Source organism: Candidatus Lokiarchaeum ossiferum (genome assembly GCA_025839675.1).
GTDB lineage: Archaea > Asgardarchaeota > Lokiarchaeia > Sigyniarchaeales > Promethearchaeaceae > Lokiarchaeum > Lokiarchaeum ossiferum.
Genome location: CP104013.1, coordinates 3,933,931 through 3,956,138 on the forward strand (window position 1 = coordinate 3,933,931; position 22,208 = coordinate 3,956,138).

At 34.9% G+C, this 22,208-nt stretch carries 19 protein-coding genes; 6 read left to right on the forward strand and 13 right to left on the reverse strand.

What is annotated here, in order from left to right; genetic code table 11:
• Nucleotides 1–2: 2 nt before the first annotated feature.
• From trpA to trpD, 3 genes are read right to left on the reverse strand one after another with little or no spacing between them, the layout of a single operon-like run.
• Nucleotides 3–827 carry a tryptophan synthase subunit alpha gene (gene trpA, locus NEF87_RS16620; RefSeq protein WP_457916714.1) on the reverse strand — a complete coding sequence of 275 codons (825 nt, stop codon included), beginning with the start codon at nucleotides 825–827 and terminating at the stop codon, nucleotides 3–5.
• Nucleotides 820–3,543, reverse strand: a complete 2,724-nt coding sequence (trpB, locus tag NEF87_RS16625; protein WP_457916715.1) for a tryptophan synthase subunit beta — start codon at nucleotides 3,541–3,543, stop codon at nucleotides 820–822. The genes trpA and trpB overlap by 8 nt, the downstream gene beginning before the upstream one ends.
• Nucleotides 3,544–3,574: 31 nt before the next feature.
• Entirely contained in the window at nucleotides 3,575–4,627 is a 1,053-nt protein-coding gene (gene trpD, locus NEF87_RS16630) for an anthranilate phosphoribosyltransferase (protein ID WP_371802538.1), read from the reverse strand.
• Between the two features lie 534 nt (nucleotides 4,628–5,161).
• On the opposite strand from trpD, the gene NEF87_RS16635 reads away from it, so the two are divergent.
• Nucleotides 5,162–6,391 carry a GNAT family N-acetyltransferase gene (locus tag NEF87_RS16635; RefSeq protein ID WP_457916716.1) on the forward strand — a complete coding sequence of 410 codons (1,230 nt, stop codon included), beginning with the start codon at nucleotides 5,162–5,164 and terminating at the stop codon, nucleotides 6,389–6,391.
• An 8-nt stretch (nucleotides 6,392–6,399) separates the two neighbouring features.
• Here NEF87_RS16635 and NEF87_RS16640 read toward each other — a convergent pair whose 3' ends face one another.
• The 3 genes from NEF87_RS16640 to NEF87_RS16650 all read right to left on the reverse strand — a co-directional run bounded on the left by NEF87_RS16640 (nucleotide 6,400) and on the right by NEF87_RS16650 (nucleotide 8,530).
• Nucleotides 6,400–6,765 (reverse strand): hypothetical protein, encoded by a 366-nt coding sequence (locus NEF87_RS16640; RefSeq protein ID WP_457916717.1) that lies wholly within the window; start codon nucleotides 6,763–6,765, stop codon nucleotides 6,400–6,402.
• 81 nt (nucleotides 6,766–6,846) lie between these two features.
• The gene (gene trhA, locus NEF87_RS16645) at nucleotides 6,847–7,518 is read right to left on the reverse strand and encodes a PAQR family membrane homeostasis protein TrhA (protein WP_371802541.1); all 672 of its coding nucleotides are present in this window, start codon (nucleotides 7,516–7,518) and stop codon (nucleotides 6,847–6,849) included.
• A 286-nt stretch (nucleotides 7,519–7,804) separates the two neighbouring features.
• Nucleotides 7,805–8,530, reverse strand: coding sequence for a polymer-forming cytoskeletal protein (locus NEF87_RS16650; RefSeq protein WP_457916718.1), 726 nt, complete (start codon nucleotides 8,528–8,530; stop codon nucleotides 7,805–7,807).
• A 174-nt stretch (nucleotides 8,531–8,704) separates the two neighbouring features.
• On the opposite strand from NEF87_RS16650, the gene NEF87_RS16655 reads away from it, so the two are divergent.
• Nucleotides 8,705–8,974, forward strand: a complete 270-nt coding sequence (locus tag NEF87_RS16655; protein ID WP_457916719.1) for a hypothetical protein — start codon at nucleotides 8,705–8,707, stop codon at nucleotides 8,972–8,974.
• A 139-nt stretch (nucleotides 8,975–9,113) separates the two neighbouring features.
• On the opposite strand, the gene NEF87_RS16660 is transcribed toward NEF87_RS16655, so the two are convergent.
• The 5 genes from NEF87_RS16660 to NEF87_RS16680 form a co-directional block, all read right to left on the reverse strand.
• Entirely contained in the window at nucleotides 9,114–9,524 is a 411-nt protein-coding gene (locus NEF87_RS16660; RefSeq protein ID WP_457916720.1) for a hypothetical protein, read from the reverse strand.
• A complete protein-coding gene (locus tag NEF87_RS16665; RefSeq protein ID WP_457916721.1) occupies nucleotides 9,496–10,512 on the reverse strand; it encodes an IS110 family RNA-guided transposase in 1,017 nt (338 codons plus the stop codon). Before NEF87_RS16665 ends, NEF87_RS16660 begins: the two co-directional genes overlap by 29 nt.
• 362 nt (nucleotides 10,513–10,874) lie before the next feature.
• Nucleotides 10,875–11,114, reverse strand: a complete 240-nt coding sequence (locus NEF87_RS16670) for a hypothetical protein (protein ID WP_457916722.1) — start codon at nucleotides 11,112–11,114, stop codon at nucleotides 10,875–10,877.
• Nucleotides 11,115–11,362: 248 nt separating this feature from the next.
• Nucleotides 11,363–12,190 (reverse strand): 2-oxo acid dehydrogenase subunit E2, encoded by an 828-nt coding sequence (locus NEF87_RS16675; protein ID WP_457916723.1) that lies wholly within the window; start codon nucleotides 12,188–12,190, stop codon nucleotides 11,363–11,365.
• Nucleotides 12,191–12,208: 18 nt separating this feature from the next.
• Nucleotides 12,209–13,027 (reverse strand): SDR family oxidoreductase, encoded by an 819-nt coding sequence (locus NEF87_RS16680; RefSeq protein WP_457916724.1) that lies wholly within the window; start codon nucleotides 13,025–13,027, stop codon nucleotides 12,209–12,211.
• Between the two features lie 269 nt (nucleotides 13,028–13,296).
• Between NEF87_RS16680 and NEF87_RS16685 the strand changes: the two genes are divergently transcribed.
• From NEF87_RS16685 to NEF87_RS16700, 4 genes are read left to right on the forward strand one after another with little or no spacing between them, the layout of a single operon-like run.
• Nucleotides 13,297–14,331, forward strand: coding sequence for an acyl-CoA dehydratase activase-related protein (locus tag NEF87_RS16685; RefSeq protein ID WP_457916725.1), 1,035 nt, complete (start codon nucleotides 13,297–13,299; stop codon nucleotides 14,329–14,331).
• On the forward strand, nucleotides 14,307–15,464 hold the full coding sequence (locus NEF87_RS16690; protein ID WP_457916726.1) for a CoA protein activase: 1,158 nt from the start codon (nucleotides 14,307–14,309) through the stop codon (nucleotides 15,462–15,464). Before NEF87_RS16685 ends, NEF87_RS16690 begins: the two co-directional genes overlap by 25 nt.
• A gap of 13 nt (nucleotides 15,465–15,477) precedes the next feature.
• Entirely contained in the window at nucleotides 15,478–16,512 is a 1,035-nt protein-coding gene (locus NEF87_RS16695; RefSeq protein ID WP_457916727.1) for an acyl-CoA dehydratase activase, read from the forward strand.
• A 48-nt stretch (nucleotides 16,513–16,560) separates the two neighbouring features.
• Complete coding sequence (locus NEF87_RS16700) at nucleotides 16,561–17,394, forward strand: sugar phosphate isomerase/epimerase family protein (protein WP_457916728.1); 834 nt, start codon at nucleotides 16,561–16,563, stop codon at nucleotides 17,392–17,394.
• A gap of 12 nt (nucleotides 17,395–17,406) precedes the next feature.
• Here NEF87_RS16700 and NEF87_RS16705 read toward each other — a convergent pair whose 3' ends face one another.
• Nucleotides 17,407–18,600, reverse strand: a complete 1,194-nt coding sequence (locus tag NEF87_RS16705; RefSeq protein ID WP_457916729.1) for a hypothetical protein — start codon at nucleotides 18,598–18,600, stop codon at nucleotides 17,407–17,409.
• A gap of 56 nt (nucleotides 18,601–18,656) precedes the next feature.
• Complete coding sequence (locus NEF87_RS16710; protein WP_457916730.1) at nucleotides 18,657–22,208, reverse strand: hypothetical protein; 3,552 nt, start codon at nucleotides 22,206–22,208, stop codon at nucleotides 18,657–18,659.

Sequence of the window (22,208 nt, forward strand, 5' to 3'; positions counted from 1 at the left end):
TTTCACACTCTAAGCGCCTTAGTTGCATTCTTCATCTGTTGGGCAAATACCTCTATTTGCTCAAACATAGCTATTGGATTATCGAGATTTTTTTCAATTTGGTTAATTAAAGCCGACCCTACAATCACTCCATCTGCACCCATTTGAATGATTTCTTGAATATGAGCTGGTTTAGAAATCCCAAAACCTACGAAGACTGGGATTTTACGATCAGTTCCTAATTTGGATATAATTCGTCTAATTGTAGATGATGTTTCATTAAGAATTGTTTCTCGTGCACCTGTAATTCCTTTTACTGCAACCAAATAAATAAACCCTTGGGCTTTTCCAATTATATTGCTCAATCGTTCGGTATGGGTGGTAGGGGTGACTAAAAATATGATGTCTATTTCTACTTCTCGAGCTTCCTCAAGCAATTCTTGAGATTCTTCCACTGGGATATCTGCAGCAATTATTCCATTAATACCACTTTGGGCGAATTTATCCAGTGTTTGTTTTCGATGGGGTTCAACACCCAAGATATTACCATAAGTGAGTAAAATTAATGGTTTGTTAGTAAGTTTTCTTACTTCCTGGATGAGATGAAAACAATTGGAATAATTACTCCCACTTTGTAAGGCTCGATGGTTTGCAGAAAGAATTGTGGGGCCATCGGCGATAGGATCACTAAAGGGGATCCCTAATTCAATGAAATCAGAATAGGGTTCGATTGTTTGAATTAGTTTTAAAAAGACTTCTGGATTAGGATCTCCTAACACTAAAAAGGGAATAAAAGCAACCTCTTGGGCCGCTTTAACTTGTTGATATCGGGCTAAGATTTCATTCATGTGAAGTTTTCTCCATATTTTGCATTAATGTTTCAATATCTTTCCCTCCATGACCACTCAAATTTATCACGAGTATTTCATTAGGTGTCATTTTTTCTGCGATTTGTAATCCAAAGGCAATGGCATGGCTTGATTCAAGGGCAGGAATGATTCCTTCGGTATGAGTTAAGGTCAGGCACGCATCTATCGCTTCTGTATCTGTGATGTAACTCAATTTCAAGCGATTGATTGCTTTTAAATAACATAGCTCTGGACCAACTCCAGGATAATCTAATCCTGCCGAAATTGAATATGATTCTTGAATATTTCGGTTTTCATCTTGGATGAGCAATTGACGCGCTCCATGAAGAATTCCATCCGTTCCTTTTTGCAAGGCTAAGGCATGATGATCGGTTTGGGATCCCTTTCCGGCAGCTTCTACCCCCCAAAGTTCCACTTCTTCTTTGTCAATAAATTCATAAAAAGCTCCCATTGCATTAGATCCTCCTCCCACACAAGCGACTATTTTATCGGGCAAGCGTCCCTCAAAAAATTTAATTTGGGAATGAATTTCTTCCCCAATCACTTTTTGGAAATCTCTTACCATCATGGGGTAAGGATGTGGTCCTACAACGCTTCCCATAAGGTAATGTGTGTCCCCCAAATTTGCAATCCAGTACTGCAATCCGGCATTCACCGCATCTTTCAACGTTTGAGTGCCTGATGTAACTGGGATGACCGTTGCTCCTAGCATTTTCATGCGAGATACATTATATTTTTGGCGTTGCATATCTATAGCTCCCATAAATATGGTTGTTTTCATGCCAAAATATGCTCCTGCAATAGATGTTGCAAATCCGTGCTGTCCTGCTCCAGTTTCTGCCACCAATTTTGTTTTGCCCATTTTTTTTGCAAGAAGTGCTTGCCCCATCACATTATTCAGCTTATGAGCCCCCCCATGCAAAAGATCTTCTCGCTTTAAATAAATTTTACAACCGAATTTCTTGCTGAGATTTTTAGAAAAAGAAAGTGGAGTGGGTCTTCCCATATAATTTGACCGTATCTGGTTTAGTTCTTTGATAAATGCAGGATCTTCTTTATATCTGCAATATTCTCGCTCAAGTTCATTGATGGCCGGAATTAATGTTTCTGGAACAAATTTTCCCCCGAATCTACCAAATTTGCCATGCCGATCGGGAAATTGCGTTTTATAACTTGAAAAACAACATTTTTCTTTGGTTTTTTGTCGTTGAGTTTTAGTGAATTCTTCCATAAAATTTGCTACCCGTTGTTTATTTTTTTTTCCATCCATTTCCAAAGCACTGCTGATATCTATTCCAAAAGGATCTAATGTGGTTAAAATTGTCCCAATGTTATTCGTTCCAATGCCTCCCGCTACAATAAAACGTCTATTTGGAATTTGTTTTAAAATCTGTTGGGTTCGTTCTAAGTCCAAAATTTTTCCTCTTCCATTACTTGAATCTAACAAAATTGCAAATATCTCCGAAGGTAGACTTCTGATTTCATTAAAAACTTCACTAAGCGCTGAATTTTTTATATTCATTGGATGAATCATTTTTCTTAATAGATAAAGTGGAAAATCCTTTAGTTGCAATGCATTTTTGGAGATGTGAATCTGTAAAAAATCAGGTTTCACAATACTGTCAATCTTCTTAATTTCTTTGAGATTTTTATCTTTCAATACCAATACTTTGAGTTTGTTTTCTGGTATATTTGCATGAATTTCTATAGTTTCATCTATCTTGAGATTTCGTTTACTGGAAGGAATATCCAGAATTGTTCCGAAAGCGGATATTGATGGATATTTAATTTTACCTAAGATATGATAATCTGTCATTCCACATATTTTTAGAAAAGTATGGTTGTTTCCAGTTAATTCTTCCATTTTCTCCGTAATACTCCCACTCATTATCGCTGTTCCAACTAATGCGGCAAAAATACCTAGGGATTCCATTTTAAGGACATGATTTCGCAAATTAATTCCACTTTCGGTTATGATCGGTTGAGATTCCCCAAATATTTTCCTAACCTTTAAAACTAAATTAAAAGTGTGCTTCAAATCGGTGGTCAAATCCTTTAAATTTCGATTGTTAATCCCAATGACAAAAGGCTCGCGAGCAAACTGGAGGGGTCTAATTTTTTCTAAGTCTTTCTCATCATGGATCTCAACTAATGGTTCTAATCCAACTTCATGCATGAGATAAAACATTTCCACAGGATCACAAATAGATGTGATCAATAATGCATTACTGGCTCCACATTGTTTTCCCAATTCTAATTGTGCTTTTGAGATGTTAAAATCCTTTAAGATAATTGGGATTGTTCGAGGGGTATTTTCAGCCACCAAAGATAAATTTCCAAAACTTCCTTTGAATTTTCTCGGCTCAACTAATACACTTATGGCTATTGCTCCCCCAGCTATCATTTCTTTTGTCATTTTTCGGATGTTTTTGACTGTTGGAAAGAGAATTTTTTCTTGAATTGAAGCTTCAGGAATATGTTCTTGGAACTCATTTAAAGGGAGTAAGCTGCCTCGTGACGGGGAAGCTGGTTTTAATTCGGTGATTAATCCCAAATTTTGGCGATTTCTTAAAATATTTGCAAGTGTGAAACGATCTCTTTTATTGGATCCACTTAGTTTAGAGTCTATAGCTGGATTCTCCAAGATAGTTCGTATAGTTGGAATATCTTGCTTTCTAGACTCGGCTATCTCCATTAATATGCTCATTTTTTTTTTCAAAGTCCTTTTATTGGATAACTTCATTAAATTTCAAGATGCTTCCTTGTGTTTCTCTGACAAGTTCTTCTAGCTTCTTCAATGCTTTTCCTGTAGTAAGTGCTTCCTTTACTTTCTCGTAGGCTGTGTCATATGTCATATCTCCATATGCACTGAGAACTGCAAAAGCTGCATTGATGAGAACGATTTCGCGTTTAATCCCCAAATCTTCATTTTTTAAGATTTTAACTGCAATTTCCAAGTTTTTCTCAATCGTGCCTCCAGATAACTCTGACATATAAAATGAATTGACTCCGAAATCCGATGGTTTCAATGAATAGTACTCAATTTCACCTTCTTTTACCTCACCGACATGTACTTCTGAATACGGGATGATTTCATCAATACCTGGTTCTGAATTGATAATATAGACATGATTTGCTCCAAGTTTATTCATCACTTCAGCTAAGGGTTGAATGAGTTCCTTATTGAATACACCAAGAACATGAGATTTTGCATTAGCTGGATTAGTAAGAGGTCCTAAAATGTTAAATACTGTTCTCATTTTAAGAGATCTTCTTACCGGCATCACATATTTCATAGCAGGATGAAACTTTGGGGCAAACATAAATCCGATCCCAATTTTTTCAATGATGCTCTTAACTTCTTCTGGTTCTAAATTGATCTTCACCCCAAAAGCTTCTAAAAGATCTGCAGAGCCGCATTTAGATGAAATTGATCGATTTCCGTGTTTAGCGATGTGAACTCCTGCACCCGCTGCAACAATTGCAGCAAGTGTAGATATGTTGAATGTATTTGCATTGTCCCCTCCTGTTCCACAAGTGTCTACTAACGGCTCGGTGGTATTTGGAGTGATCTGGGATGCATATTCTCGCATAATTTCTGCAGCTCCTGCAATTATTTCTGAGGTTTCTCCTCTAATACATAAGGCTGTGAGAAAACTTGCAATTTCGGAATCACTTGTATGTCCTTGCATGATTTCTCGGATGATCTGTTGGGTATCATAGCGTGAAAGTTCATTTCCTTCAACTAAATTTATAATTCCTGATTGTATACTTGACATTTTGATTCGTTCTCATTATTTTGATGATGTAAAGTTCTTTAATTTGGTTCAAATTTCTGGTTTATGGAGTAAATTAGCAATTTCCCAAGCTTATGTAAAATTTGAAGTTAAACGAATCCCATCTTAAAAGACATGTTAGTAATTCATTTTTATCCCCCTATTCTCAAAATTCACTTCGATATATCTCTAACATTTACCAAAATATAACTATCATGAAATATTCTGATGGAATTGGGAAAATATGAATGAAATTACCTCATTCATTAATATTGGAACGCTCTAACTAGCAAATCTTTTCTTGAGATTTTGATGCTAATTAGAGCTTATGCCAAGGCCAAGCCTTGTTATCTAAAGATAAGCTGATGTCAACAATTTTACCGGAACTCATTGTAGTTGTGCACATAGTTATCTTCTACCCATAAAAATTTGAGTAAGTCATTATTCTTTTCTTCCTTTTTAAAATTAAGTAGTCCCAAGTGGAATAGGATCATCCCAAATCGTAAATTTGTTAAATTTTGCATCATTAGAATTATCATGAAGATTCAACAATTGGATCAAAGTTTTGAGAACCGATTTGCTGGATTGCTCAAACGGAATTTTGGACAAGATACTACATCTGCTATGTATAAATACTTTTTTGGAATGCCCGAATATTGGTCTAACATCTACGGTTGGGTTGATGGCGCCGATTTAGTCTCTATTTGGAATCAAGTACCTATTGATTTGATGATACGGAAGAAGAAAGTTAAAGCTTATTTTATAGAAGATGCAATAACCGTTCCTAATTATCGCAATCGAGGTTTAATCAAACAATTATTTTTGGCGAATTGTCACAAAGCTAAAGAAGAAAAGATTGATTTTATTGCACTCACTCCTTTTAAACATAAATACTATCACGATTTTGGATTTTCATCAGCATTCAATAGGTTTCGATTAAAAATATCTTTGGATTTACTATCAAAAACTTCTTCCTCTGATAAGTATTATGTTAAAATTGGCAATTTAGGAGAAGATGAGCAAATACGAACCGATTTCTATGGGATGTTGGCGGAATTCTGGAGTAATTCTAATTACAATGAGAGAATGTATACGAATTGGGGGAGTGAAAAATATCTCGAGTTTGTGAAAGATCTAAGGGTTGCACTAGCTTATAACTCCACAACCAACCATCCTAAAGGTTTTCTTATATATAAACTCAAAAATCGTGTGTTGAACATTGCTAGTTTTAGGTATACTTCCCTAGGTGCTTTTGATGCATTGAGGAATCTCATTTCGTCCTATTACGATCAAGCGGCTTCTATTCATTGCACATCTTTGCCTGAAGATTTTCCAATTGATCGTTTCATTCACTCTTATTGGAATGGTGGGGATGAAGCAATATTCAGCTATCAACCTAGTAAAATGCTACGTGTAGTTTCACCTAAATCTGTTTTTGAAAAGTTTTTAGATATTGCACCGCAGAAACCTCTTAAAATATTGCTAAATGATTCTCTCTTACCTGAAAACAGTGGAGTATATACATTAACTGAGAAGAAAACCGTTCAGTTTGAAATCGAAGCAATTCATGATCTTGAAATTACAATTCATGGTCTCGCACAAATGATTACTGGCAGATTCTCGGCAAGTGATTTATACCTTTCTGGTGAAATAATTTTTCCAGGGAATACCGAAGTTTCCACCTTATTTAGTGAGATTCCAGAGATCATTTTGGAATTAGATCGTCTCTACCCAAAAATAGTGACCTTTTATCCAGAATATGATTAATTTTTTTTTTATTCTGCATCTTTACGAAGATATTCCTTAGCTTCATCCATCGTATTAGCCAGTGTTATTTTCCGATTCGAAAATTTTATTACCACTTGATATAAAACTTTTTTTATGCCGGTGATCCCTAATACCACACTTTGTTTGACGAATGGTTTGTTATGGGCAGTAAATTCTTTCATCATTTGAGTCACTTCTTTATTTGCTTTCATGTCGGTTACATCAGATATTACGGAGAGTGAATGGTGTGGTTGGGCTGCGATTACTTTCTTCGCATCGTTAATCAATGCAGAAACTTCGGTGGAATTGCACCCCGCAAAATCTAAGTGCAATATTTTTTTTTCATGATGAGTAATAAATTTAATTTCCCCCATTTTTATCAATGATGGATTAATGAGAAAGAAGAAATAGTTTTAGTTTTAGAATGTTACTAATTCCGCAAATTTGTGGAACCCTTAAGCAATTGAAGAAAAAATGATGATGTAGTGAAGACCTATTCCGAGGGAAACCAAAATATGGAATATTTCGTGAAAATATGTAGGTTTCATAGAAATAAAGAAGAAGGAGCCTACTGAAATACTGATACCTGCAAGAATTAGCAAAATAAGCATTACAAGAGGCATGTTTTGTAAAAACTGCTTTATTGGTAATAAGGAAGACCATCCCATGATCAAGTAGAAACTTGTTATTTTCCATCGCTTTATATGAACGAATTTCACTTTTACGATTGTTCCGACTGCCACCATAAGCCATTGAAAACCTACTGTTATATTGTACCATAATCCATTTAGAAAGAGGTAGGATAATGGGGTGTATGCCCCCGCAATTGCAAAAAAGATTGCAATCTCATCAATTTGAGTGAACCAATTATGGTGCTGTTCATTTTTTTTACGGGAATGCCAAAGTGCGCTTGCAAAGAAAACAAACATGATTGAAACGCAATATATCCAAGAAATTCGCTGTGCTTCCGTATTATCCGACGTTTTAAAAATTAGGCCAATTAATCCAATCAACGTTAAAATTCCCGAAATGAGATGGGAATAACAATTGAATTTTTCCTTAGGATTAACAATTTTTGCCGATAGCGCAAATTTTGTTTGCAATTGTTCCGCAAGAGCTAAGGCCATAGGTTACAAAACTAAATTAATGGATATTTACCTAGATCATTGTAAAAATTCTGAAAATACTCGACAAACTTTTCTCTTTTTTGTTGGCTTTTTGGGAGGATTAGGATAGAATGGTACAAATGGTTGAAGTTGTTTTATAAGATGATTAGAAAAATTTAGGAAAAAATTCCAACGAATATTGTCAGTTTAGACATGTTTAATTTTGTATAGACTGCTCTTTATTCAAAAGTATTCATGATTATTCCTTTTCCTAAAGTGAAAAATAGGAAAATGAAAAACCGACAATTTAATGATGCAACTCTTCCAATGAAATTTGAATTGGATCATTTTCTAAATATGCATCTTTGTCGATATTTAGTTCATCTACATAAAATATCTTCCCGTAGATTATCGAATTCTCCCCAATATTCACATTTTGCCCCTGGATATCTCCCTCTACTTTGATATCATCAATAATGATGTCTTTTTGGGCAGCTAAATTTCCATAGATTCGTGATTTTCTATTGAAAAAGGATTTTACATCCTCCGTTCGGGATATTGTGATGTTTTTGCCAACAATGTTCCCATAGATTGAGGCTCGCCCTTTAATTGTTAAATTATCTTGTGATGTAAAATTCCCATTGATCTTCGCAGATCCTGCGAACATTGCTTTTTCAGTAACAAAAACATCTGCTTTGCATTTAAATGCGCCTTCTGCATTTAATTCTCCATTTATTGTGACATTTGAGTTGATTTTACCCATTCCGCCAAAATTAACATTATTTGTGACCTTTAAAGAATCATTACATTTGAATAATCCGTCTACTTGTAAATCTCCCCTTACCTCCAATTTTCCCTTTGCACTAAGTAACCCGTTAGCGTGTAGAGAGTCGCACTTGAAATCTCCTTGAATTTTTCCAAAACCATTAATATTTATGTCGTAAGGCATCTCTCCTGCAGGAATTTTAGCCATACCATTAAATTGCATGGGTTTACTGCTTAATTCTACTTTGAAACCATCATCATTTTCCATTTTTTCTACCTCCTTGAATAAACTATGTTTCATGGGACTTAAAAAATATTAGAAGTTCAAAAATAATCTTTTGACAAAAAATGGCCTCCATGATAAATTTCGGCCTCTGAAGGGTTTAGGTATCTATCAAGTTTTAATTATATTATAACACAACTCTTTGGAGTCATAAGAAATATGAGCTATTACAGTATTGAATTATCAGCCCAAACCTTTTGGGCAAACTTCGCCGGAATGCACATTCTTTATCAAGTTGCTATTATTGCTATTGCCACATTCTTAATTGTCATGAGTTTAACATTTGTCTATAATATGGTTGCTCTCGCATTCACATACACGAAAGATGTCTTGAAAATGATATATGAATTCTTGGAAAAAGGAGTGAGACAACTCTCCCAAGCTATTGAGAAATTATTTGCACGTAATTCTGAATCTGTACAAGCATAAGTTCTTTTTTTTTTACAAATCTATCTACACAAATATATCAGCCTTCTTTGCAAAAACATGAAAAAAAACCTTAGCCAGGGGGCATGAAGCCCCCATTATGGACTAAGGTCTATATTTTTTTAACCTTTACACGTTTTACTCACTTCGTATCCTTATCATTCAGATCCTTTTTATTCACCTTGTCAATCATCTGTGTAAAGCCCCGTGTCAATAGAAAACGACTTTTCGAATTGAGGTGTTCATGATGGTTTACAAAGAACCGTCCTATATCCTTTCGCAATGCACGCACTTGTGCGGATTGCAGTAAAGTGCCTGTTCGTGCTTTCCGTCGCAGTAGTTTTTGCATCTTTTGTTGAGTTTGCTCATAGTGAGGGTCATACTGAATGTTTTTCACTAGGATGTTGTACACGATTCGACTTAATTTAAAAGCCACCTTCATGCATGCCTTTTTGAACGGCAACTTACGTGAATGGTACTGTTTAGTAGCAAATTCATCAAGATCTGTTCCAGAAGCTTTTCCGTTAATTATTAAATTTGCAATCTGGACCAATGATCTCCAGAAGGTGGGCATTTGTGTATCTATTCACATGTCCCTTATTAATGCTACTTCCACTTTCTTTTATCTCTGGAACAACGCCACAAAACTTTGCGAATGCTCGCCAATCTCTGAAACGACGAAAATCTCCAACTTCAGTTAAAATTTGCAGGGCCGATACGGGACCCATGCATGGAATTGTAAGTAATGCTTGATAATTGGTTGTGAATTCGGCATCCGAGAGAATAAATTGCTCTGTCTGCAACAAGTATTGGGCAGCATGGCGTTCTACTTCGAGAAATTGCTGCAATAATTGTGCTAAATTAAATGTACTCTCCCGTGTCAGAGAAACGGATGCAAAAGGTGCAAAATCATCGCTATGCTTTTGCAATATCAAGATCGGCATTCCCTCTTCAATCATGTGCAAAAGAAGGGCTTGGAATGCATTTTGGAAGACCCCTCCATGGTGGATCCAATAGTCAAGGATTTGTAAGGACCATTCCTTGCCCAAATCGAATTTGTGCATGAAGTGAATGCTGCAAAGCACACGGTGGATCCGGTTTTTAAAGCGAGTTGAATCTTGTCGGCTTCGAGTGTAACTCCGAAGACAATCCCGGAGATGAAAGAATTGAGGATCGCCAACGTGGCTGGGGCGGAGTAATTTATCATAAAAAGATGGCTCTGCCATACGTTGAGCATCTGCTTTGTCATGTTTGTTTCCCAAATCTGTTAAACGACGATGGACTAAAAGGGGGTTCATTGCGATAATTTTCTCTTTTTCTTGTGGGAAGGCTCGTTCTAGCGCATGATACACTGGGCGATGATAGATCCCTGTGCATTCCATTAGATAGTGGGAAATTGGACAGTACTTTTTCAGAAAGTTCATCATTTCTTGAAGACCTGTTGGGACATTGCGGAAGGAATGCTGTTTTACCACAATAATTTCATTTTGTGCCGTTTGGGCACAGATACAGACAACAACTGTGTCTCGATGCACATCCATTCCAACTCCAAAGCGAATTATCTGTTCTATAAAAGTTGAATTCGAAGAGAGGTGCAGAGATCCACGGGATTTACACTTTTTTTTTTGTGTAACCTAAAAGTTTTTGAGGGATTTTGACTCATGCTAGATCACCGAATTCAGCGTCTACTGAATTCGTGTATTAAGGCATGTTGTTGTAGCAACGTGCCTTATTTCTTCTTTTATCCCCAATTATGATGAGAATTAAAGGATTTTCTATCGGTGACACAGTTCTGCCACTCCTTATGATGGTTCTGCCTGTTGCGGTCTGTTCCCGCCTTTTTCACCAAAGTGAAAAAAATCCCAAAAGGAACTGCACCATGTGCTGTAAGGCGTGACAATATTTAATTGAATAGCCAATTCAAAATCTTGGATGCAAATGATTGATCTACTTCAACATTCCATCCATTATATTGATTAACTAAAGTCCATGAAAGATGATTGACCTCAACACTTCCTGATCCACCTCGAAGGGAATCAAGGAGCATTACGCACAGAGATGACAAACTTTTTTTTGATATGAGCGGTGATAGGATCACAAAAATTAACAATTGTTCTCCAGAACCTTCAGGATTGGCAGACATGAGATGTCAACCGTAATTAGATTTTTGTCGGCAACATATATAAGTTTTCATCTTAAGCAGACAGTAGAAACATCCTTGGGGGATGGATGTCTATGCATGCCTTTGATCCTAACAATTCCTTTTGTATTTTCCACGAAAGATTAATTTTATGGCAAAAGAAAAGGGAAAAATCAAATCGTAAAATAACAATCTCAATTTAAACGCGTTGTAGGAGTGAGGAAAAAAGGTTAAAAAAATAAACAATTAAATTAAATTTTTAGAGATTTAAAGCACCACTCTTTATCATGGCATTCTTCAACAATCATGGAATAAAGATCTTGGAAGAAACGGGTAGCGGGCCCTCCATCAATTATTGCATGATCCATGGCAATTGTCGCTCCCAACATTTCCCGCTCCACAATTTCACCATTTATTTTACGGAGTCTTGTCCCAATCGCTCCAACTCCCATTGATAGAGTGTGTGGGGTAATGTGTATCATAAATCCTAAATCATTTCCAAACATTCCGACGGAGGTAACACCAACCGTGCCCATGATCTTCTTTTTTATTTCCGGATTCGAAAAAATCCGATGAACTACCATCTTACGAATAAATCGCGGGAGTTTTGGAAAAAGTTTTACAATTTTCTTTCCCTTCCCTTTTTCACTGGAGAGAGACACTTTTTTCACTTTTTGAGCGGCTCGTATTTCCTCATGAATTTCTCGAAGTGTTTTTTTATGTGCATTTCTCACCGTATAGCTAACAGGTTTTTTTATTCCATCTACTTCTTTTTCGATATTCGTCATTACATCCACTTCATCAAAGGTATAAAATTTTGATTTTCTTTTCCGAATTGTATTAACTGGAAACTTATGTTTCTCGACAACTCGAGCAAATGTGTTGATAAGAAATGCGGTGAAGCTCACAGATTCTCCTGTTTCTTCTTTATGACGTTGTAAAGTTTCACGTGCTCGAGTCACATCAAATTCGGAAAAGGCCCAAATCAGATTTTTTTTCTTTGAATAGGTCGTGTAATCGTCAATAGACTGTGCCATTCGGCTAATTTTTTTTACGGTAAATTTATGTTCTTGTTCCATATAAGTCACCAGATTATCTTAATCCATCAAATAGCGTTTTCGCATGGTGTTTTCTACCATTTTATGGGGTAGATGTTTAAGTAAAAAGGTTTTTAGTTTAGCTCCATGACCAATTGAATAATAGGCATGGGGATTTTTGAGATGGATGATTTTATTGATGAGATGTGCCATTTCTTTGGGTTTTACTGCTTTTGAGAGATTTTCATCCCGTCTTTGCTTTTGATGCTGTGCATTTTTGAAATAGGGAGAATTTTCAGATAAGAACAATTCTTGAGGGATTGTAGTGTCAACTTCAAAGGGTGCAATATCTACAACTTGAATTCCAAAATTGTTCAGTTCATGCCGTAATCCTTGCGTCATGGATCGCATGGCTGCTTTAGCAGCACCATAAAAGCTTGAAAATGGAACTGGGGTAACTCCTGCCATAGAACTAATGTTTATAATCAAGCCCGATCTTTGTTGTCGCATTTGAGGGAGAAATTGCTTGATAACTTGAACATGTCCAATAACATTGATCTCGAAATACTTGCGAATATTTTCCACAGGAACATCCTCAATCGCACCTACTTGGGAACTACCCGCATTATTGATAAGAATATCAATATTTCCGGCATATTTCGCCAAATCTTGAATGCTTCCATCATCTGTGATGTCCAATGGCAGATAGCTAACTCCTGGTATTCTATTTTCTTTCAAGATTTTTTCTGGATTTCGTGATGTTCCTATGACCGTAAAACCCTTAGAAGCTAACAATCGTGCTGTTTCATAACCCATCCCTCTTGAAATCCCAGTTATTAAAACTACTTTTCGCGAATCTTCTTGTTTCTTTCCATTCATTATGCTAAACCTATCGTTAGCGATAAATCGCTTTAGTTAGATGACTATTTAATTAAACCCCTAAAACCATTTAATTGTTCCTTCCCGACCAATAAATGATTTTTAAGCTTTATTTTTGATCATTTTTTTATAGTTGGAGAGACACTACATTATATACGGTTGTGAGTTATCACAAACATAAAGTATATTGATGCGACCAAAACCAAGTTTAACTCCATTAGTGGGGATCAATATAGAGATACGATAACTGTTTAAAAGAGGGAAATCAGATGCAAAAGAGGGTTGGAATACCGCGCGCTTTATTATTTCACAAATATCGGGATTTATGGGTCACATTTTTCACAGAATTAGGTGTTAAAGTCATAATTTCACCCAAAACCTCTAAAACAATCAAAGCATTGGGTGTGGGTAATGCAACTGATGAAGATTGCTATAGCACCAAGCTCTACCATGGTCATGCATTATGGTTAAAGGATAAGGTTGATTATTTGTTTGTGCCTCGTTTTGGGTCTGCTCATAAAAAACATGTCGGTTGTCCCAAATTTCAAGGATTAGCAGATGTTCTCCGCTTTATGTACCCGGATCTTCCTGAAATAATTCGTCCTTACTATTCTGAAGCTAAGGCAGGCCATGGAAAGTTACGCTATCTTCAAATTTGTTTCAGCATAGGCTTTCGTTTCACTTCTAATCCTTTTAGAATTATTCGGGCGATTAGAAAATCTCTTAAAGCTCAACGAGATCATTTAGCAAACTTAATTCTTTCTGAAAACAAATATTATCAGTGGGAACGTTCTGAATTATATGTAAACATTCCTCCAAAAAAACAAGAAGATGAATCTCCAATTAAACTTGCTCTGGCGGCTCATTCTTATGTACTTAATGATGATTATGCATCTGTAGAAATTCGGAAAAAACTAAGGGATTATGGAATTGATATAATTACTTCTGAGCAAGTTCCTCGCTCTTTAATCGAAGAACAATTAAAGAAGTTAGATTACAATATGTATTTCGATTATGAACGTGAGATTTTAGGCACTATTCTTCATTTTATTGATAAAAAAACGGTCGATGGAATCATTCATATTCAAATTTTTCCTTGCGGACCCGATTCAATTGTTGGAGAATTAGCTTCCCGTTTTTCAAAACGAGATCCAGAAGTCCCCTTGCTTCAACTTGTGTTTGATGAACTCACAGGCGAAGCAGGGGTTAATACCCGTTTAGAAGCTTTTGTTGATTTACTTCGTCGCAAACATCAAAAACAAATTGACGAAAAACAAATATGGAGGCCAATTCTATCCCAATAACATTTCCTCACTTTGGATCTTTAGTTTATGTATTTGAACGTTTATTTCATGAATTGAATCGCTATGATCTCATCATTCCCAATAAACCGAGCAAAAAAACCGCTGAACTTGGTGCGCGCCATGCTCCCGAATTTGTATGTACTCCATTCAAACTTACATTGGGTACATTTATTGAATCACTCGAACGGGGGGCAGATGAGCTTGCAATGGGGGGATGTCATGCGTATTGTAGGTTTGGATATTATTGGCCGGTACAAAAATTGATTCTTGAAGATTTAGGGTATAGCGATTTTAGATTCGTTCCTGTTGATTATGAAAGTCCAATCGAAATTTTCCGCACTCTTAAAAATGAATTTGGTCGAGATTGTAATTTTTCGCAAGTAGTTAGGGCTGTGAGAGCTTCTTATATTGCTAATCGTTTGACGGATATAACAGATAATCAAGTTTTTCATTATCGGGCATTAGAATTAGAAAAAGGCTTAACCGATAAAATTGCCAAGAAAATATTCAGAAGAATTGTAGATACGCCCAAAATTCGAGATATGAAAAAATTGCAGAAAGAAATTCCTAAAATCTTTAAACGGGAAGTTGAAATAGATCATAGTATTGACCCAATTAAAGTGGGTATTGTTGGTGAGATATATGTTGTATTAGAACCTGCCCTCAATGTTGAACTTCACCGTCGCTTGAATGAATTAGGGGTAGTTGTAGAACATTCAAACTCACTCCGACGATTTATTGACATCCCTTACAAGTTAAATCCCTTTAGACATATGCCCATCGATTATGAACAAAAAGCTGCTCGACCCTATGTGGCCCATCGTCTGGGGGGGGAAACTCAAGAATCCATCGGTTCCACAATTTTATTGAAGAAAAAAGGGTGGGATGGAATGGTTCACCTTTATCCGTTTACGTGTATGCCCGAAATAATCTCTCGCAGTATTTTACCCGCAGTAAGTCGGGATCATGATATGCCTGTTCTTTCTTTAGTTGTAGATGAACAAACTGGAGAAGCAGGATTTCAAACTCGCTTGGAAGCTTTTATTGACTTACTTGCAAGGAAAAAGTTGAAAAAAGCACCCCAAAATCCACACAAAAAGAAATATGAGGTTCCAATAACCCAACAAATTTAAAAGGTATTTCAATATGACAATAAATGGAAAAAAATTCTATTTGGGTGTTGATGTTGGTTCTATTAGCACCAATGTTGCAGTAATTAATGAAAAAAGAGAAGTAATTGGGTCGGTTTATATTCGTACCGATGGAAAACCAATTAATGCGGTACAAAAAGGAATTGTAATAATGCGAGATAAGCTTGGTGAAGATTTACCGATCAGTGGTGCAGGGACTACTGGTAGTGCCAGACAACTGACAGGAATAATAATTGGTGCTGATATTGTCAAGAATGAAATAACTGCTCATTCTCTTGCTGCATTAGAAATTCGTCCAGATGTTCAGACTGTCCTTGAAATTGGTGGTCAGGACAGTAAAATCATTATTCTTCGGGATGGAGTCGCGATTGATTTTGCAATGAATTCCGTATGTGCCGCTGGTACTGGGTCTTTTTTAGATCAACAAGCACGGAGGTTAAAAGTTCCTATTGAAGATTTTGGCGATTTAGCTCTAAAATCATCCAATTCCGTGACCATAGCGGGGAGATGTACTGTGTTTGCTGAATCGGATATGATCCATAAGCAACAATTGGGTTATCCCGAAAAGGATATAATACGAGGATTATGTGATGCTCTTGTTAGGAATTATTTGAATAATGTTGGCAAAGGTAAAGTCATCCGGCCTCCTATTATGTTTCAAGGTGGTGTTGCTGCTAATAAGGGTATTAGGCGGGCATTTGAACAAAGTCTTGGGCACAAAGTTCATGTTCCAGAACATTATGATGTCATGGGGGCGATTGGCGCAGCAATTCTAGCTCAAGAAGAAATAGAAAAACGTCCACGACCATCCAAGTTTTATGGGTGGGATATTCCCGAAATGACTTTCGAAACTACGGGATTTGAATGCGCTGATTGTCCTAATGTATGTGAAATTGTGGAAATTCGGAAGAATTCTGAGTTGGTTGCACGATGGGGATCAAAATGCGGGAAGTGGGATGATTTAGCCGTTTCGCATGAACCTGATGTTGAATCAAAAACACTAATGGAACCAATGATCAATCAGTTTTAAGAAAAATGTGAACTTTTTTATTCTTCCCCTATTTTTATATCACCATAAATGTCTTCTTGGAATGTAATACAAAATCACATCAGTTTTCACGCTGTTTACAATTCGTCTATATTAGATGCATTAAAATTTGCTAATCAATCTGGATTTAAGGGAATTCAAATTGCGGTTGAGGTTCCCCATTTATCTTTCGAACAAGTAAGCGATGAGGATTGCTTCCAAATTCGAAATTATGCAAAAAAACATGATCTCTATATTACTTTGCATGCTCCCGATGATGTGGTTTCACTTTTTGTCATTAATCCTGCTCTTCAACAAGGAATATTTGCTTATTATACTGCTTTATTTGATTTTGCAGAGAAAATTGGTGCTTGTTTGATAACGATACATTTAGGAAAAATGACAACTTTTCCCACAGATACAATTCCTGAACTAAAATATCCTGAGGAAGATCTCTTGATTTATTGGGAAGCGTTAGAGAATAATTTGGGAGAAATTGTTAAATCGGCTCGCAATCGATTTATTCTCTGTGTTGAAAACTATTATTTTAATCCGTTTATATTAGAAGTTTTAGAGCCTTTAATTCAAGATGAAGAAATTTTCTTGTGTTGGGATATCGCCAAAACTTTTACTCGAAGTGGGGAAAAAATTGCTGAGATTGAAGCCTTTTTTCTTGATAATCTCTCTCAAATTCGTCAAGTTCACTTACATGACATTCACAATTATCGAAGTCATCGATCAATAGGCGAAGGCATTATTGATTTTGCCTATTTTATAAAGTTATTAAAAGATGTTACCATTGAAGATTATTGTATAGAGGTGCGTCCTCACTCAAGGGCTGTTGATTCCTACAAAAAGTTAGAAAAAATTATCCAAAATCATTAAAAAAGGTGAACCTTATTGCAATTCCTTTTCTTTTTTGTCTTTCTTTGAATCTGGGATAGATTTCCTCGGATTTTTTCCCGTTAATTCCGTATCTAGTTTTTTTACTTTCATTTGATGCTCTAAATCTTGTTTTACTCTTTTTAATGCTTCCAATTCCAATTGATCTTGCTCACGTTGGAATTTTTCTTTTTCTAATGCATTTAATTCGACATTTTCACTTGATCTATCAGGTTTATCAAATTCTTTAAGGGTTGCTACGTAAGTTTCATGTTCTTTTTCTGGAATATAATTTAATTGATCAATAAGAAAATCTTGATCGTGCTGAGAAATGGGTAATTCTTTAATGGCGTGGATTAGCGGTTGGATATTTTTTGACTGAGTGTTCACATTTTCCAATTCTTCTAAATACTTTCCTTGTTGTTTTTCGGTTAAATAAATGAATGATTTTGCGATTAAGGTTCGTTCTTCCGATGACATATCAATCGAGAGCAGCTTTTCTCGAATTTCTGGCGCTAAAACAGTAAAAACTTCGCGTTTTTCATCAACAAGCATGTTTTTTTCTGCTTGGAGGGGGAGAGTTTTTTCTTGAGAATCATCTAATTTGCTATCTGCATCTTCTGGAATTATTCTTTCTCCGGTGAAAGGATTAAATTTTGCATTTTGACTTCCCGCTGGTAAAATTCGTTTTCCAGTATAAGGGTCAAATTTAGCGTTAATTTGAGTCTGTGGGATGTTCGATGAAGTTGATGAAATCAATTGGTTTTTTTTAGGAACTGGGCTGGAAATAAATGGTTTTTTTACTTTATTTGATACATTTGTGAACCATTTTTTGATAGCGGTCCATTTAATTTTAAACCAGTTTTTGAAATTTGTCCATCCTTCTTTCCAATCCTTGACAAAATCATCCCAATCTTTCTGCCATTTTGCCATTGTCGCTGTCCAAGAATCATCTTTCGGAGTCTGAGTTTTTGATTTTTCTTTATGTTTTTTTCCGTTTTGTTTGGATGCTATTGGTTTAATTCGTTCTATACCTTTCATTCCTTCTATTTTAAAACCACATGTTTCACAATAAATCGAAGCGCCACGCAACATCATATTGCTTAATTCTTCTGATATTATTGTATGACAATCAGGACACATTGAGATTTTTTTTGTGGGTGGTTTCTGAGGTGTTTTCATAGGAATTTCAGTTTCTCTAGTTTTCATTGTACTAATGAACTTCGAAATATATCAAAATTTGGGAAACCAATCATTGTCGTATTTCAAGTTTGTTGAAGAAGTTTTTTTCCAGTGATATCTTCAATTCTCTGAATGAGATCAGATATAAATGGGTTAGTTTTTATCCCTATATCTAAATTCTGCACAATACTTACTGCTTCATCATATTGCTTTAAAGTGAGATGTGCCACTAATAGATTATGGTAAAGACGGGAATAATTGGGGTTACTTGATTCACATTTAAGCGCTCGATTGTAAGCTTTAATTGCATCTTCATATTTTTCTTGGATTGCTAAACAGTTTCCATAGATAATCCATGGAGAAATAAGATTTGGATTAAATTCAATTATTGACTTTGCCTCGATTTTGGCAGTCTCAATTTTTGCTTTATTTTCTTTTCTACGAATAGAATAGTATAAAGCTTCGAGATTGGATAATTTTTCCACAAAATCTTTGTAAAATTCCAATTTTTTATTAAATTCTGGGTAATTTTGGCCATCAAAAATATCAAGTAAAGATTTAAACAGAATTTTTTTATTGGTATTTAGTATTTTTTGATTCTGAAATATTTCTTCTGAAAGTGCGATCAAATCTGATATTATTTTCTCTGAATTGGCCGCAAAATGGATGAGAATGTTAGTTAGAAATTGGTTGAAGGGAATTGTAATTTTTTCGCTTTTGATTGGTTCTTTTATCATCAAATACAATATTAATTTCTGAATATTTTGGAATATTTGGAGAATATTTGCATCAATATGGTCCTTTTTAATAAATAATTCCAAATCTTGCTTGGAAAGAAATTGTGTTTGCTTTAGGGGTAAATGCGCTTTTGTTTGGAAATATTGATCATATTTTTGAATTGTTTTTCCCAGTATTGAGACCATATTGCCCATCATTTGCACGCGAGCATCAAATCGACTAATTTCTTGATTGCTCATTTCATAGATCGACAGAAATTTCTCTAAAATGTTGGAGATAATATGAGGTGAGAATAATATGATTGAATCTTTAATATCAGTTAGTGTTTTAGCAAATCTTGTTGCTTTTCCCTCCTCGATTATCACGTAAGATGAATTTTGGAATGTTAGTTCTGCGATTCGCTTGATCTCTAAAAAATCTTGGGATGTGATTTTAATACGTTCAATATCTTCTTGAATAATATTAAAAACAGACAGAAAAATTCTAAATTCATCACTATTTTTATAGGGTTGGGCCAAAAAACGTTTAATTTCCTCTAAAAAATAATCCAAGTTGTTTTCATATACTGAAAGAGGGATTTCGACATATTTTTTCTGCATTCGCTGATAATTACCTTCATCACAAGCCCAAATGAAATCTTTTATAGATAAGATATTATACATATTCTCTAAATCATGTTCGAATCCTGCATATTCAACCCATTGTTTTATTAATGTTTTATGGATGGCAAAATCATATTCTGGTAATTCTCCCCTGAGATACCAATTATTTAGAAAAGACCTGATTTCTTTTTGAATTGGAAGCAAGAAATTTGGATGAATATTTGTCTCATGGGTTTGATTAAGCGTATCAATCCACACCTTGATTTGGAGCATTATTTCCGCGGCACTTTTAAGCAAATCAGGACTTGTTTTTAAGATATTTGCACTTTTATTGAATATTCTGATATATATAGAACAAAAATCTAATGTTATTTCAACATCTTTGTATATTTTTGTTAAATACTCAAAAACTTGAATTCCTACTTGGGGTAATTTTTTATGAAACATGATTAAGGGTGCTTGTTCTCCGATATTTCGGACAATCTTGTAAAAATCCCTTTTTGTGATATAACGTTCATCTATTGTTTTGAGTGTGGTTAAATATGTAACTAGTTTGTTATCTAGATAAGCAATAAAATCTAAATCTAGAGACAAGAATGTGAAATCTTTTTTAATCAGTTCTACAAGCGTTTTTCGATCTTTTTCAGAGATGTCCTTATCATAGAGATGAATGGAACTAATAAAATCCCGTAAAAAGTTAATATAATTATTATTTGTTATGGATTTGTGTTTCTCTGTACCTTTAAACTGATAAATTTCTAATAATACCTCTAACAGCAAAGATAAAATATTAAAGGAGCTAAATTTCGGGTGGTTTTTTAGGTAGCTTGTTAGGTAAGTAACAACTGAAGAATAATCTCCTCTGTTTAACATAATTGCAACTTTACTGGTGATTGCAACGATTTGGGGTTTTTCAAGAATTTTGATTAGTTCTTCCGATAAATCCCAATTAGAGAAGAGATATTCTACTGAACTAATAATAATATCGCTGTCCGCATAATATGAATCAAATAAATAAACGACAGTATGCACCAATAAACTTTGATTTTCCTCAAAAAGCTGGTATTGTAAAACCGACTTTAAGATGGATGAAACAGCTTGAATATTATCTACTGAAAATTGTTCTTTTAAATAGAGAATATAATTTCGTTCCATTTTTCTTTGGATTTTCGCAATTAGAGAGGGATCTGTGGATAGTGAAAATAGATCCCGTAAAACATTTAAACGTTGGCTGATTGAAGCCATTCCTTCAATTCTTTCTAATGAAATTTGAATATATTTAGCAAGATCATTTGGATCCTTAACCCACGCAGCTTTTTTCTTTGTTAGTAAGAGAATTCCAGTTTCTATTCTGGCAAGAATTTTATTGACAAAAGATTTACAATCTTCTTCATTTTTTAGATTATACTTAATATGTTTATCTTTTGATACAGTATCAGAGAACAAACCTTCATCTAATGAAAATAGTGGAGTCAGAGGAGATTTTTCCGAGTTATTTTCTGCTTGTTTATCGGTAAAAATAACTAAATTTCCAAGTTCTAAATTTTCTTTCACTTGCACTCCAATTCGAACACCGAAATCATCAAGTACTGTGACTTTTGAAGTTGATGCAATTTCTTCTGAAAGTAATTGATGTTCATCCAAGAATTGGACCCATTTAACCAGAAATAATGCTTCTTTGTAAAAAATAATGCCAATATGATTGATGGAAAACATTTTTTGTAGGGTATCATCCAAAGCATCAATAAATTGAATTATTTTTTCATATCGTTTATATTGCTTTAAGTCTTGCAAAACATTGGATTTTCGTAATTTTGTTTGAAGTTTATCAATACTTGTTTGTCCTTGAGCGGTGTAAAATTTTCCGTTTATAAAAAGCGTATTTGAATCAAGTAACGCTTGTTTCATTTGATTTAAAGATAAAGAGTTTGGATCTTCTTCAATTGAGATTTCTATTCCTTCTTGAAAGATAATTATATTTTCTTGTAGAATTAAATTAACATAATCTCTATCCGATCGAAATAACGTTTCAAAAGCCCATTGTTCTTTAATATCTTCTTCATTTTCAGAAAATTGAGCCAATAAAAGCTCATAGGTTTCAGCTTCTATTTTTGTATAAGACAATTTTTTGAGAAACGACAATATCTCATGAATTTCTTTGTGTTTGATATGCTGTAAAAGTTTCTTTTGATTTTCATCCATCCGGGCCCCATATCGTTCCAATGCTTCATTTGTCCAATGAATTAATTCAACATATCTCCGACTGACAAGATAATCTAATATTTTTAAAAGCAC

Excerpts from the sequence above, each read along its gene's own strand:
- NEF87_RS16655 (WP_457916719.1), top strand. The coding sequence starts at position 8,705 with ATGAGCTATTACAGTATTGAATTATCAGCCCAAACCTTTTGGGCAAAC.
- trpD (WP_371802538.1), bottom strand. The coding sequence starts at position 4,627 with ATGTCAAGTATACAATCAGGAATTATAAATTTAGTTGAAGGAAATGAA.
- trpB (WP_457916715.1), bottom strand. The coding sequence starts at position 3,543 with ATGGAGATAGCCGAGTCTAGAAAGCAAGATATTCCAACTATACGAACT.
- NEF87_RS16700 (WP_457916728.1), top strand. The coding sequence starts at position 16,561 with ATGTCTTCTTGGAATGTAATACAAAATCACATCAGTTTTCACGCTGTT.
- NEF87_RS16695 (WP_457916727.1), top strand. The coding sequence starts at position 15,478 with ATGACAATAAATGGAAAAAAATTCTATTTGGGTGTTGATGTTGGTTCT.
- NEF87_RS16705 (WP_457916729.1), bottom strand. The coding sequence starts at position 18,600 with ATGAAAACTAGAGAAACTGAAATTCCTATGAAAACACCTCAGAAACCA.
- trhA (WP_371802541.1), bottom strand. The coding sequence starts at position 7,518 with ATGGCCTTAGCTCTTGCGGAACAATTGCAAACAAAATTTGCGCTATCG.
- NEF87_RS16640 (WP_457916717.1), bottom strand. The coding sequence starts at position 6,765 with ATGGGGGAAATTAAATTTATTACTCATCATGAAAAAAAAATATTGCAC.
- NEF87_RS16690 (WP_457916726.1), top strand. The coding sequence starts at position 14,307 with ATGGAGGCCAATTCTATCCCAATAACATTTCCTCACTTTGGATCTTTA.
- trpA (WP_457916714.1), bottom strand. The coding sequence starts at position 827 with ATGAATGAAATCTTAGCCCGATATCAACAAGTTAAAGCGGCCCAAGAG.
- NEF87_RS16685 (WP_457916725.1), top strand. The coding sequence starts at position 13,297 with ATGCAAAAGAGGGTTGGAATACCGCGCGCTTTATTATTTCACAAATAT.
- NEF87_RS16650 (WP_457916718.1), bottom strand. The coding sequence starts at position 8,530 with ATGGAAAATGATGATGGTTTCAAAGTAGAATTAAGCAGTAAACCCATG.
- NEF87_RS16675 (WP_457916723.1), bottom strand. The coding sequence starts at position 12,190 with ATGGAACAAGAACATAAATTTACCGTAAAAAAAATTAGCCGAATGGCA.
- NEF87_RS16680 (WP_457916724.1), bottom strand. The coding sequence starts at position 13,027 with ATGAATGGAAAGAAACAAGAAGATTCGCGAAAAGTAGTTTTAATAACT.
- NEF87_RS16665 (WP_457916721.1), bottom strand. The coding sequence starts at position 10,512 with ATGGATGTGCATCGAGACACAGTTGTTGTCTGTATCTGTGCCCAAACG.
- NEF87_RS16635 (WP_457916716.1), top strand. The coding sequence starts at position 5,162 with ATGAAGATTCAACAATTGGATCAAAGTTTTGAGAACCGATTTGCTGGA.
- NEF87_RS16670 (WP_457916722.1), bottom strand. The coding sequence starts at position 11,114 with ATGTCTGCCAATCCTGAAGGTTCTGGAGAACAATTGTTAATTTTTGTG.